This window comes from Acidovorax sp. 35-64-16, assembly GCF_002281195.1.
GTDB classification, from domain to species: Bacteria; Pseudomonadota; Gammaproteobacteria; order Burkholderiales; family Burkholderiaceae_C; genus Acidovorax; species Acidovorax defluvii.
This window is the reverse complement of sequence record NZ_NCFM01000002.1, coordinates 1-11,968: the sequence shown is the minus strand read 5'-3', so window position 1 is coordinate 11,968 and position 11,968 is coordinate 1. Positions and strand designations below refer to the sequence as shown.

The window sequence follows — 11,968 nt, the reverse complement described above, 5'->3', positions numbered from 1 at the left end:
CTGCCCCGCACCCATGACCCACACCGACACCGACGACGACACCCCCACCCCCATCCACGAACCCCGCCTTTGGAGCGACGAGCGCTGGACGGCACGCGTCATCAAGAACGAGGACGACGATGGCTGGGCCGTGTCGATGACGCTGCAGGGCGAGGCCGAGCCTGCGCTGGTAGGGCCGTGGACCATGGGGCGCGACAAGAAAAACCCCAAGCCACTCGATGTGTCGGCCTTCAACACCCTGGTCAAGACGGCCAGCGAGGTGCTGCGCCGCCATGAGCAGCAGCTGCACGCACAGCTCAACAAGAACGTGACGATCACCACGGCCCAAGGCCAGCGGCTGCGCGTGGCCCTGGTCATCGTGCCCGATGAAGAGGGTGCCACGGCCACGCTCAGCGCGCAGGACGAGTTGGGCGAGGAACTGGCGCGCGCGCCCGCGCCGCCCAGCTTCAAGCTCACGCCCGCCAGTGCTCTGGCCTGGGTGGAAAGCGGTTTTGAGCGGCTCCATTGACCGGTGCCGCCGGGCTGTGCGGCAATGCCTGGGGCTTGTTGCGCCGCTCGCCTTGGGACCCGTCCAGGGGCTTCGGAGTGATCTGCCAGAACGACACTTGAGATATCCAGGGGCCGGACTCTCAGGTCTGAATGCTATATAAATAATAGCTGTTGCCGCTTGATTTTATTGGGCTGTAGCCCGTTTCCCCCGGATTTTCGGCGACAGAAAAAAATCCACCCCGGCGCCGCCCCCTCGGGTAACGGAGGGGCTACCGGGGGGCGGCCGTTGATTCAGGCCGCCGTCAGCCGACGGGCTTGCCGGCCCGGCCCGGGGGCTGTTGCATCGTGCCCCTCGCCGGGCAACAGCCGGAACACGGCCACGGCGTCCACCAGCTGCTGCGCCTGCACCTTCAGGCTGTCGGCGGCGGCAGCGCTTTGTTCGACCAGTGCCGCGTTCTGTTGCGTGGCCTGGTCCATCTGCGTCACGGCTTCGCCCACCTGGGCCACGCCCGCGCTTTGCTCGCTGCTGGCGGCGCTGATCTCGCCCACAATGTCCGTCACGCGGCGGATGGCGCTGACCACTTCGGTCATGGTCGCGCCCGCCTTGTCTACCAGCGTGGTGCCTTGTTCCACGCGCTCCACGCTGGCGTGGATGAGGGCCTTGATCTCTTTGGCGGCCTCGGCGCTGCGCTGGGCCAGGCTGCGCACCTCGCTGGCCACCACGGCAAAACCGCGGCCCTGCTCGCCGGCGCGCGCGGCTTCCACGGCGGCGTTCAGCGCCAGGATGTTGGTCTGAAAGGCAATGCCGTCGATCACGCTGATGATGTCGGCAATCTTCTTGCTGCTGTCGTTGATGCCCTTCATGGTGGCCACCACCTCGGCCACCACATCGCCACCCTGCACCGCCACGGTGGATGCGTTCACGGCCAGCTGATTGGCCTGGCGGGCGTTGTCGGCGTTGGCCTGCACGGTGGAGTTGAGTTCTTCCATCGACGCCGAGGTTTCCTCCAGCGCGCTGGCCTGTTGCTCGGTGCGCGCCGAGAGATCGTTGTTGCCATGGGCGATCTCGCTGCTGGCGGCCGCCACGCTGTTGGCGTTGCTGCGCACATTGCTCACTACGGGCGACAGGCTCATCTGCATGCCAAACAGGGCGTTGAGCAACTGTGCAATCTCGTCCTTGCCGCGCACCTCGGTTGCCACCGTGAGGTCGCCACCGGCCACCGCTTGCGACACGCGCACGGCGTTGTCCAGCGGTTTCACCACCGTGCGGCTAAAGGCAACCGCCCCGCCAATGCCCAGGGCGCACACCACCAGCATCACCACCAAACTGATGGTGGTGGCGGTTTGCGCGCTGGCCGCGGCGCGCGCTGCCACGTCGCCGCTGGCCTTGGCGATCAGCGCTCCCGCCTGGTCGATCAGCTGCGAGGGATCGCGGTCCATGCCCGCCACCGCCTTGTCGCCCACCTGGGGGTCGTGGTTGGCCGCCTTGAAGGCTTCAAAACCCTGGCGGTAGGCGGCGCCCATGCGCTCGTGGGCCTGCACAAACTGCGACACGCGCTCGCGCCCCTCGCCTGCAGGCAGGGCGGCCAGCAGTTTTTGCGCCTGTTCGTTGATGGATTTTTCCTGCTTTTCAAACGCCGCCCAGTAGCGCGTGAGCTGCGCCGGGTCTTTGCCGCGCAGCAGCACGTTTTTCCACTCTTGCACCTGCACCTTGAAGTCATTGAGCATGCTGGATGCCATTCGCTCATGCTCGAAACTCTGGGCCACGGAGGTCTGGTAGGTGTCGAGCGCCTGGTTCAGGCGGCTGATGCCAAACAGCGCCGCCGCCAGCAACAGCAGCAGCGACACGGTAAAGGCCAGGGGGAGTTTGAGGCTGAGCTTCATGGGAAGTCCTTTGGTTGCACAGGCCGATGCGACAACAGCGAATGGCTGCCACCGGTTTCAGGCGCACTGCCCACAGGCGCGCGTCGATTCCCGCGTCATTGTGGGAATAAATGTATTTATTTGTACGTGAAGATTTTGCAACGCAAAAATGGTCTGTGGCGGGTTTTTTGCAGGCGTGGGCGTCCCGTGCACCCCCGGTGTGGCTTGCAAGCACGCAGCCAGCCGCCCCAACAAAACGGCCTTGCCGGTGAAGACAAGGCCGAAGTGCGGCGGGTGAAAGGCTGCGCCTTCGACCTTCAAACTACAAAGGCGCCTCTACCGCAAGCTCCCCAGCTGGCGAATTTCCACTGAAGGCGCCATCCCGCGCGGCAGGCAGGCAGCCCCCCGCGAACCGATGTGTGGCCAGCGGGGATGCTTGAGTGCGCAAATAGCTACTAAATAAATAGCTATTTGCGCTCGTGGATAAAGGGCTACAGCCCATTTTGATTTGAATTCAATCCAGGGTGAGCTTTTGCTTGGCTACGACGTCCTTGTACACGGCCAGCTCTTCGCGCATTTGCTTGGCGAATGCCTCAGGGGTGTCGGCCATGATGATGGAGCCCGTTTCCTCGATGCGCTTGCGGATGGCCGGGTCTTGCACCACCTTGCGGACGGCGGCATTGATCTTGTCCACGACATCCTTGGGCAGTCCCTTGGGGCCGATGATGCCGTAATAGGCCATGCGGTTCACCGACTCCAGGCCCAGCTCCTTGAAGGTGGGCACATCGGGCAGGGCAGGCACGCGCTGGGGCGCTGCGACCACCAGGGCGGTGAGGCGCTTTTCCTTGATGAAGGGCAGGGCCGAAGGCAGGTTGTCAAAAATCAGCGGCACCTGGCCCGCCACGGCGTCGTTCAGGGCAGGGCCCGAGCCCCGGTAGGGCACATGCACCATGAAGGTCTGGGTGCTCAACTTGAACATTTCCATCATCAGGTGCGTGATGCTGCCGTTGCCCGGCGATGCGTAGGCGTATTTGCCCGGCTCCTTCTTCACGGCGGCCAGCATGCCCTTGTAGTCCTGGAAGGGCAGCTTGGGGTGGGCCGCAATCACATTGGGCGTGGCGGCAATGTTGATGATGGGCGTGAAGTCGGTGGCGACGTTGTAGGGAATCTTGGGGTTGATGGCCGGGTTGGTGGCCGTGGTGGACACGGTGGCCATGCCCAGGTTGTAGCCGTCGGGGGTGGCACGCGCGGTTTCGGCCGCACCAATGCTGCCGCCGCCACCGCCCTTGTTTTCTACCACCACCGGCTGGCCCAGCTCGCGGCCCAGCGGCTCGGCGATGATGCGCGCAATCAGGTCGGTGGTGCCGCCTGCGGCAAAGGGCACCAGCAGGCGGACGGGCTTTTGCGGGTAGCCCTGTGCGTGGGCGGCGGTGCCGAAAAGGGCCAGCAGGCTCAGGGCCAGGGCGTTGCGACGGATCATGTGGTGTCTCCTGTTGTTGAAAGGGGGTGCGTATCGGGTCGGTCAGCGCAGCGCAGTGCGGCGGCCGCAGGGCCGCCTGCCTATGGGGAGGCAGCGTGTCAGAGGACCTGCTTGTCGCGCAGTGCAGCAATGGCTGGCGCGTTCAGGCCCAGTTCGGCCAGCACCTCATCGGTGTGCTGGCCCAGTGCGGGGGGTGCGTTGCGCAGCACGGGCGGGTTGGCCGACAGGCGCAGCGGGCTGGCCACGCCGGCGATCGAGGTGATCCCGTCGTCCGCCGATCGGGGCAGCTCCACGCGCAGGCCGCGCGCTTTGACCTGGGCGTCGTCAAACGCCTGGGCAATGGTGTTGACCGGGCCGCAGGGCACGGCCTTGTCTTCGAGCAACGCAATCCATGCGGCCGTGGTGCGTGTGCGCGTGACCGCCTCCATGGCGGGGATGAGGTCGGTGCGGTGCTTCACGCGCAGCGTGTTGGTGGTGTAGCGCGGGTCGCTGGCCCAGCTCGGCTGGCCCGCAGCGGCGCAAAAGCGCTGGAACTGTCCGTCGTTGCCGATGGCCAGCAGCATGTTGCCGTCCTGCGTGGGGAAGTCCTGGTAGGGCGCGAGGCTCGGGTGGCTGTTGCCCATGCGGCCGGGCGCCTCGCCCGTGGCGAGGAACCCCGACGCCTGGTTGGCCAGCACGGCCATGCCCACGTCGAGCAGCGCCATGTCGATGTGCTGGCCCACGCCCGTGCCGTTGGTGGCGTTGTCGCGCACATGCAGCGCAGCCAGGATGGCGTTGCTGGCATAGATGCCGGTGAACAGGTCGATCACCGCCACACCCACGCGCAGCGGGCCGCCGCCGGGTTCGCTGTCGGCCCGGCCGGTGATGCTCATCATGCCGGTCATGGCCTGCACCATGAGGTCGTAACCGGCGCGCTCGGCATACGGCCCGCTTTGCCCGAAGCCGGTGACCGAGCAGTAGATCAGGCGCGGGTTGAGTGCGCGCAGGCTCTCGTGGTCCAGGCCGTACTGTTTCAGGCCGCCGACCTTGAAGTTCTCCACCACGATGTCGGCCTGCAGCGCCATTTGTTTGATCAGCGCCTGGCCCTCGGGCGTAGCCATGTCGATGGTGACCGAGCGCTTGTTGCGGTTGCAGGCCGTGAAGTAGCTGGCCTGGTTCGTGTCGTTGCCCTCGGCGTCTTTCAGGAAGGGCGGGCCCCACTGGCGCGTGTCGTCGCCCAGGCCGGGACGCTCCACCTTCACCACATCGGCCCCCAAGTCGGCCAGCATCTGGGTGCACCAGGGGCCGGCGAGCACGCGGGAGAGGTCGAGCACCTTGATGCCCGCCAAGGCGCCAGTGGAGGAGGGGAGTGTGGTCATGGGTGTCAATTGCTATTGAATTTATAGCTTATGGCGCTTGCTGCATAAGCGCTAGAAGGCAAAAACACCGCAAAGGCGGTGTTTTTGCAGCGGCTTGGGCCGTTTCAGCGTGCCTTAGTTGGCAAACGCTGCAATGCCCGTCTGCGCACGGCCCAGAATCAGCGCGTGCACATCGTGCGTGCCTTCGTAGGTGTTGACCACTTCCAGGTTCACCAGGTGGCGCGCCACGCCGAATTCGTCGCTGATGCCGTTGCCGCCCATCATGTCGCGCGCCAGGCGGGCAATGTCCAGCGACTTGCCGCAGTTGTTGCGCTTGATCAGCGAGGTGATCTCCACCACGTTCTGGTGCTCGTCCTTCATGCGGCCCACGCGCAGCGCGGCTTGCAGGCCCAGCGTGATTTCGGTCTGCATATCGGCCAGCTTTTTCTGGATGAGCTGGTTGGCCGCCAGGGGGCGGCCAAACTGCTTGCGGTCCAGCGTGTACTGGCGCGCGGTGTGCCAGCAGTATTCGGCCGCGCCCAGCGCGCCCCAGGCGATGCCGAAGCGCGCGCTGTTCAGGCAGGTGAAGGGGCCCTTCAGGCCCTGCACTTCAGGGAAGGCGTTTTCTTCGGGCACGAACACGTCGTCCATCACGATTTCGCCGGTGACCGAGGCGCGCAGGCCCACCTTGCCGTGGATGGCGGGGGCGGTGAGGCCCTTCATGCCCTTGTCCAGAATGAAGCCGCGGATGGGGCCGACGGTGCCGCCTTCGCTCACCTCTTTGGCCCAGACCACGAACACGTCGGCCACCGGGCTGTTGGTGATCCACATCTTGCTGCCCTTGAGCTTGTAACCGCCATCGACCTTGTGGGCGCGCGTAGCCATGCTGCCGGGGTCAGAGCCGTGGTCGGGCTCGGTCAGGCCGAAGCAGCCGATGAATTCACCACTGGCCAGCTTGGGCAGGTATTTCTGCTTTTGCGCCTCGGTGCCGAAATCGTTGATGGGCACCATCACCAGCGAGCTTTGCACGCTGGCCATGGAGCGGTAGCCCGAGTCCACGCGCTCGATCTCGCGGGCCACCAGGCCGTAGCTGACGTAGTTCAGGCCGGCGCCGCCGTACTGCGTGGGGATGGTAGGGCCCAGCAGGCCCAGCTCGCCCATCTCGCGGAAGATGGTGGTGTCCATCTTCTCGTGGCGGAATGCTTCGAGCACGCGGGGGGCCAGCTTGTCCTGGCAATAGGCGTTGGCGGCGTCGCGGATGGCGCGCTCGTCATCGGTCAGTTGCTGGTCGAGAAGAAAGGGGTCATCCCATTGAAATGCGGCGTGGGCCATGCGTGTCTCCAGATCAAACAAGAACAAGAAAAGGGCGGGGCCAGGCCCTGCAGAATGCGCATTGGGCGATGACTTGGACGGGATCGTAGGCCGATGCCGGAGCCTCTGCAAGCGAGTTCTTTTCATCCAGATATGCGCTTTATGAATTTATGGAATACTGGCGCAAGGGGCTCATGCAGGGTGCTGGGCCAGTTTCAAGTTCCTGTTCATCATGCGCCGCAACATTCCATCGACCCAGGCCCTGGCCTGTTTTGAAGTCGCCGCCCGCCACGAGAGCTACACCCGCGCCGCGCAAGAGCTTTCGCTTACGCAAAGCGCCGTGTCGCGCCAGATCCAGGCGCTGGAAGAGTTTTTGGGCGTGCAGCTGTTTCGCCGCACCCGCCACGGCGTGGTGCTGACGCCGGCGGGCGCGCACTACGGCCGCCAGGTCGCGCGCTGGCTGCAGGGCCTGGAGCGCGACACCCTCGACGTGATGGCCCACCAGGGCGAGGGCGGCACCCTCACGCTGGCGGCGGTGCCCACCTTTGCCACGCGCTGGCTTATTCCGCGCCTGCCGCAACTGGCACAGCAGCACCCCGACATCGTGGTGCACATCGAAACCCAGACGCGGCCATTTTTGTTTGCCGACACCACGTTTGATGCTGCGCTGTATGCCGGCACGCCCGAGCAGGTGGCCAACTGGCCCGGCGTGCAGGCGCTGCTGCTCATGCACGAAGACGTGCTGCCCGTGTGCAGCCCGCGCCTGCTCGAACACGCCGCGCCGCGCGGCCGGGGCCGCGCCCACCAGCCCGTGGCCGCCGAGGCGCTGGCCGACTTGCCCCTGCTGCAGCAAAGCACGCGCCCCTATGGCTGGCGCCAGTGGTTTGATGCGATGGGGGTGGACGCCCCCCACGCGCTGGACGGGCCGCGCTACGAGCTGTTTTCCATGCTGGCTGTGGCCGCCACGCACGGCATGGGCGTGGCGCTGATTCCGCCCCTGCTCATCGAGGCCGAGTTGGCCAGTGGCGAGCTGGTGGTGGCCTGCGCCCGGCCGTTGCGCGGCGAACGCGCCTACTACCTCGTCAGCCCCGCGCAGGCGCAGCCCCCGGTGCTGGCCGCGTTTGCGCGATGGCTGCTGGGCATAGCAAAGGGTGATTTGCCCGCACCCTGAAGCGCAAGCGCGCTGCCCCGGCTGCAGGCCCGTCAGTTCAACGGGCAGGGCCAGTTTCTGGGCGCGGGCGCTTGCGTTGCGCAAGCCATCGGTCTAACCTGATGCCGCCAGTGGCATGCACAACCGCGACCCGGAGACCCACCATGACGAACACTTACCACGCAGCGCATTTCGACCCCACCGTGGACGAAATCGATGTTCTCAAACGGCTGGAGATGGGTGAGGTCATCACCCAGGACGGCGCACTCAAAGAGCACCTGTCAGGGCGGCTGCTGGAGTGGGGGCTCATCAGCAAAAATGCCGGCGGCGAAATGGCCATCACCCCCCAGGGGCGGCAACTGATTCGCCGGCAGGACAACTGAGCTCCCCGTGGCGCACCAGCGCCACTCGATAACCGTCACCCGTCACCCGGCACACCAAGCCAAGGCCGGTGCGGCAACTCTTTACGGCGCCTTGTTACCGTCAATCCTTGCGTACTGACCGGGGTATTGCACCCCGCAACATCCCCCGCGCCGCGATCGCCCTATGCTGGGTGTTCGGTCATTCTTTATTTTCCAGGAGCCTGCGTGCGCGCATCGTCCCCCGTTCGCACAGCATTGTGTGCTGCCACTCTGGCCACATGTGGTCTGCTTCTGCAAGGCTGCAGCACCATCAAACTGGCCTACAACCAGGTGCCACACCTGGCTTATTGGCAGCTCAACAGCTACCTCGACCTGTCAGAAACCCAAACCGATCGCGTGCGCGACGAACTGGGTGACCTGCACCAATGGCACCGCGGCATCATGCTGCCCCGGCATGCCGAGCTGCTGCAAAAGGTGCAGCAGCAGTTGCCGTCTGCCATGTCGCCTGACCAGGCCTGCCGCACCTACGACGCGGTGCGCACCCAGCTCGACAAGGTGGTAACCCAGGCCGAGCCCAAGCTGGTGTGGCTGGCAACCCAGCTCACCGACGCCCAGATCCGCAACCTGCAAAAGAAACAGGCCAGCAGCAACGCCGACTGGAAAGAGGAATGGGTTGACCTCGCGCCCGACGAACTGCGCGAGCAGCGTTTCAAACAACTCTCGTCACGCGCAGAAACCTTTTACGGAACCCTGGACGAACCGCAAAAAGCCGCACTGCGCGCGTATATCGCCCAGTCATCGTTTGACCCCCAGCGCACCTACGCCGAACGCCTGCGCCGCCAGAAAGACCTGGTGCAAATGCTGCAAAAAATTGCCCAAGACCGCGCCAACACCGAGCAGGCCCGCACCCTGCTGCGCGGCTATATCGCCCGCTTCAACACCTCGCCCGACGCGGCCTATCAGCGCTATGCGAAGACGCTGGTGGAAGAAGGCTGCGAAGGCTTCTCGCGCGTGCACAACACCATGACGGCGGCGCAGCGGTTCAAGGCGGTGCAGTCGGTGAAAGGGTATGAACAGGACTTCCTGGTGCTGGCGGCACAGTAAGAGTCTGTTCAAAGCACAACAAGCCATGACAAGACCGCACGCTGCTGCAACTGCGTGGCCTCGGTTCTGGCCCCAGCTGCGGTGTGCGCCCGTTGCGCGCGCCAAATCCCGGCCGCAAGCGCATGCGCAAATGCTGTCATGCTCAACCCTCTATCCCTCTGGTACCTGTATGCACGTCCGCTCTTGTTGCACTTTGGTCATCGCCATGACCCTGGCGGGCTCCGCTATGGCGCAGCCCGCGGTTGCGGTGCACGACAGCACCTCATGCGCTGCAGAGCAGACCGAACTCGAAAAGCGCATCGACCTCGCCCGTGCCAAGGGGCGAATGCTGCTTCGCCAGCAACTCGCTGACCAACTCGCCACGCTGCAACACGATTGCAAGCTGCTTTCTGCCGATCAGGGCAGTGCCGCCAACATTCAAAGGCTGGAGAGGGAAATACGGGCACTGAGGGCCGAGCTGGAAGCGGCCGAGGAACAACTGCGCAAGTTGAAAGGTGACGCCAGCCGCTGAACGGCCCCTGGGCTGTCGTCCATGCCCCCTTGGGGGCCGTGTCGTCGCATTCGCCTCACCGCGTGGCTTTGCCGGTGCGAGGCGGGCCTGGAAAATGCGCCGAAAATGGCACTTTAGCCAATGGAAAGCCCCTGTGAATCAACACGTTGCCCATGCCCAGCTGATCGCCACTTACAAAAGGGCGCAGGCAGACGCCGCCCACAAGCAAGGGCTGATCAAGGCTGTAGCAGCCAAGGGCCCCAAGGCCATCCAGGCGGCTGTGGATACGGCCGCCAAAGCAGCCAAACGCAGGGATGGATATGCGCAAAAGCTCGCCGAGCTGGGGGTGGCTCTCCCGGATTGAGCGGGGCTTGGGGTAACACCTGCCACCACCACCGCAACAACATATGGCACGCCCTGACCCGCGTTGATTGAATCGGCGGTCGCGGGCAGGGGCGGTAGTATCCGGTAACAACTGCACGCCGCCTTTGCATGCACAGGGATGGTGCGAACTGCCGAATGGACAAAACAAAACTCTCCGAAAGCGACATTGGCGACAAGTTCATCCGCCCTGCTCTGGTGCAAGGCGGGTGGGACAGCATGGAGCAGATTTTTGCCCAATACCCCTTGCGCGCGGGCCGTGTCGTGGTGCGCGGCAACAAGGCCTACCGCGACGAGAGCACGGTGCTGCGCGCCGACTACGCGCTGTTTTACAAGCCCAACATCCCACTGGCGATTGTCGAGGCCAAGAAATCACGACTCTCCATGAGCGCTGGCATGCAGCAGGCCATCGCGTACGCCCAGTTGCTCGATGTGCCATTCAGCTTCTCCAGCAACGGCGATGGTTTCGTGTTCCGCGACGCCACCCTGGCCACCGGCGTGCTGGAGCAGAACCTCACGCTCGAAGAATTGCTGCGCCGCACTGCCCGCGGTCAGCGCCTGCTTCACTTTTTCAGGCAGGCGCTGCTCCAGGTACTGGTTGATCTCGCCGGCGCGGACATTGAGGATGCGGTAGATGCCGAAGTCGAGTTCGGGGCGGTCGATCTGAAAGATCTCGCGCAGCTTGGTGACGAGTTCGTTGTATTTGCTCATGTTCGTCTTCTGGTGTTCGCTCAGGTACGGTGCGCTCAGGCGTAGGGCTGGAATTGGTTGTTGTCCCGGCTGAGCAGTTGCATCAGCTTGGGGTGAATGAAGAGCTTCTCTTTCCCAAACGGCATTTCGCGCAGCACGCCCAGGGCAGAAAGGTCGTGCAGGTAGCGTGAGGCGGCCTGGCGCTGGGCGATGCCTTTGTCCACCAGGTTGCCGATGCGGCAATAGGGCTGCTCAAAGATCACGTCCACCAGCTCGCGGGTGTAGATCTTGGGCAGGCGGGTGCGCACATGCTCGGTGGTGTGTTCGGCCAGCGCGCGGATGGCGGCGATCTTGCCGGTGGTCCATTTGGATGTGTCGGCAACGGCCTGCAGCATGAAGAGCAGCCAGGGCTCCCAAGCGCCGTCGCGCGTGACACTGAGCAGCAGGCGGTAGTAATCGGCTTTGTGGGCGATCACATGGCGGCTGAGGTACAGGATGGGCAGATTCAACAGCTCTTCCTGGATGAGGTAGAGGATGTTGAGCACGCGGCCGGTTCGGCCGTTGCCGTCGGTGAACGGGTGGATGGCTTCGAACTGGTAGTGACCCACGGCCATGCGGATCAATGGGTCCAGCTCGGTCTGCTTGTGCAGAAAGCGCTCCCAGTTGGCCAGCATGTCGCGCAAGCGGGCTTCGCCTTCGGGCGGGGTGTAGACCACCTCGGCGGTGCGGTCGTTGGCGAGCTGGGTGCCCGGGGTGCGGCGGATGTCCATGTCCACCCCTTTGAGGGTGCGGCAGACGTCCACGGCGGTGGCGGTGCACAGCGGCCGGGCCTTGAGCGACTGAAAGCCTTGGTGCAGCGCGGTGCGGTAGCGCAGGGCTTCTTTGGTGGCCGGGTCGGCGTTGTCATGCCCCTGCGCGTACTGGAACAGCTGGTCGGTCGTCGTGACGATGTTTTCGATTTCCGAGCTGTCTTTGGCTTCCAGCAGCGGGATGGTGTTGATCAACATCGCTTGGTTGGGGATGAGCTCGGCGGCCTGCTTGAGCTCGGCCAGCGCGGCGCGGGCCTCGATGCAGGCCTTGAGCACGGCCCGGCTTTCCAGCTCGTGCGTCGGGGGCAGCGCGGGCAGCTGGTTGTGGGGCTGTTCGGGGTGCCAGGCAGAGGCAGCGTTTGTCATGATGCAAAAATCTTGTTTTATCGACAGGTTGGCAGCTTAGCAGGCTGCTGAAATACCCTCCACCTTCACTCCTCGGTTGACGCCTTGCCACGACAATCAAGGCACCCCTACCGACCAGACAGACGAGCCATCCATG

11 protein-coding genes and 1 pseudogene are annotated in these 11,968 nt (G+C 64.5%); 7 read left to right on the top strand and 5 right to left on the bottom strand.

Translation table 11 applies throughout. The annotated features are described in order from the left end of the window. The first annotated feature begins 13 nt into the window (after positions 1 to 13). A complete protein-coding gene (locus B7Y64_RS02330) occupies positions 14 to 508 on the top strand; it encodes a hypothetical protein (protein ID WP_291325074.1) in 495 nt (164 codons plus the stop codon). A gap of 272 nt (positions 509 to 780) precedes the next feature. Here the strand turns inward: B7Y64_RS02330 and B7Y64_RS02325 are convergent, their stop codons facing one another. The 4 genes from B7Y64_RS02325 to B7Y64_RS02310 all read right to left on the bottom strand — a co-directional run bounded on the left by B7Y64_RS02325 (position 781) and on the right by B7Y64_RS02310 (position 6,501). Further along, on the bottom strand, positions 781 to 2,373 hold the full coding sequence (locus B7Y64_RS02325; RefSeq protein ID WP_291325073.1) for a methyl-accepting chemotaxis protein: 1,593 nt from the start codon (positions 2,371 to 2,373) through the stop codon (positions 781 to 783). Positions 2,374 to 2,866: 493 nt separating this feature from the next. After that, positions 2,867 to 3,832: a tripartite tricarboxylate transporter substrate binding protein BugE gene (locus B7Y64_RS02320; RefSeq protein ID WP_291325071.1), complete on the bottom strand. Its 966-nt coding sequence runs from the start codon at positions 3,830 to 3,832 to the stop codon at positions 2,867 to 2,869. A 98-nt stretch (positions 3,833 to 3,930) separates the two neighbouring features. Further along, complete coding sequence (locus tag B7Y64_RS02315; protein WP_291325069.1) at positions 3,931 to 5,190, bottom strand: CaiB/BaiF CoA-transferase family protein; 1,260 nt, start codon at positions 5,188 to 5,190, stop codon at positions 3,931 to 3,933. A gap of 114 nt (positions 5,191 to 5,304) precedes the next feature. Further along, positions 5,305 to 6,501 (bottom strand): acyl-CoA dehydrogenase, encoded by a 1,197-nt coding sequence (locus tag B7Y64_RS02310; RefSeq protein WP_291325068.1) that lies wholly within the window; start codon positions 6,499 to 6,501, stop codon positions 5,305 to 5,307. Positions 6,502 to 6,712: 211 nt separating this feature from the next. Between B7Y64_RS02310 and B7Y64_RS02305 the strand changes: the two genes are divergently transcribed. The 6 genes and pseudogenes from B7Y64_RS02305 to B7Y64_RS18985 form a co-directional block, all read left to right on the top strand. Continuing rightward, a complete protein-coding gene (locus B7Y64_RS02305; RefSeq protein ID WP_291328295.1) occupies positions 6,713 to 7,651 on the top strand; it encodes a LysR family transcriptional regulator in 939 nt (312 codons plus the stop codon). A gap of 143 nt (positions 7,652 to 7,794) precedes the next feature. After that, a complete protein-coding gene (locus tag B7Y64_RS02300; protein WP_291328293.1) occupies positions 7,795 to 8,013 on the top strand; it encodes a hypothetical protein in 219 nt (72 codons plus the stop codon). Positions 8,014 to 8,217: 204 nt separating this feature from the next. Next, a complete protein-coding gene (locus tag B7Y64_RS02295) occupies positions 8,218 to 9,096 on the top strand; it encodes a DUF6279 family lipoprotein (RefSeq protein ID WP_291328291.1) in 879 nt (292 codons plus the stop codon). 205 nt (positions 9,097 to 9,301) lie between these two features. Beyond that, positions 9,302 to 9,607 carry a DUF1090 family protein gene (locus B7Y64_RS02290; RefSeq protein ID WP_291328289.1) on the top strand — a complete coding sequence of 102 codons (306 nt, stop codon included), beginning with the start codon at positions 9,302 to 9,304 and terminating at the stop codon, positions 9,605 to 9,607. Between the two features lie 133 nt (positions 9,608 to 9,740). After that, entirely contained in the window at positions 9,741 to 9,950 is a 210-nt protein-coding gene (locus B7Y64_RS02285) for a hypothetical protein (protein WP_035242155.1), read from the top strand. A 155-nt stretch (positions 9,951 to 10,105) separates the two neighbouring features. Beyond that, positions 10,106 to 10,495 (top strand): annotated as a pseudogene (locus B7Y64_RS18985) (type I restriction endonuclease); the annotation flags it as partial. A 218-nt stretch (positions 10,496 to 10,713) separates the two neighbouring features. On the opposite strand, the gene fic reads toward B7Y64_RS18985, so the two are convergent. Then, positions 10,714 to 11,832: a protein adenylyltransferase Fic gene (gene fic / locus B7Y64_RS02275; protein ID WP_291328284.1), complete on the bottom strand. Its 1,119-nt coding sequence runs from the start codon at positions 11,830 to 11,832 to the stop codon at positions 10,714 to 10,716. Between the last annotated feature and the right edge of the window lie 136 nt (positions 11,833 to 11,968).

Coding starts and splice junctions, on each gene's coding strand:
- B7Y64_RS02320 (WP_291325071.1), bottom strand. CDS start 3,832: ATGATCCGTCGCAACGCCCTGGCCCTGAGCCTGCTGGCCCTTTTCGGC.
- B7Y64_RS02305 (WP_291328295.1), top strand. CDS start 6,713: ATGCGCCGCAACATTCCATCGACCCAGGCCCTGGCCTGTTTTGAAGTC.
- B7Y64_RS02325 (WP_291325073.1), bottom strand. CDS start 2,373: ATGAAGCTCAGCCTCAAACTCCCCCTGGCCTTTACCGTGTCGCTGCTG.
- B7Y64_RS02315 (WP_291325069.1), bottom strand. CDS start 5,190: ATGACCACACTCCCCTCCTCCACTGGCGCCTTGGCGGGCATCAAGGTG.
- B7Y64_RS02330 (WP_291325074.1), top strand. CDS start 14: ATGACCCACACCGACACCGACGACGACACCCCCACCCCCATCCACGAA.
- B7Y64_RS02290 (WP_291328289.1), top strand. CDS start 9,302: ATGACCCTGGCGGGCTCCGCTATGGCGCAGCCCGCGGTTGCGGTGCAC.
- B7Y64_RS02300 (WP_291328293.1), top strand. CDS start 7,795: ATGACGAACACTTACCACGCAGCGCATTTCGACCCCACCGTGGACGAA.
- B7Y64_RS02310 (WP_291325068.1), bottom strand. CDS start 6,501: ATGGCCCACGCCGCATTTCAATGGGATGACCCCTTTCTTCTCGACCAG.
- fic (WP_291328284.1), bottom strand. CDS start 11,832: ATGACAAACGCTGCCTCTGCCTGGCACCCCGAACAGCCCCACAACCAG.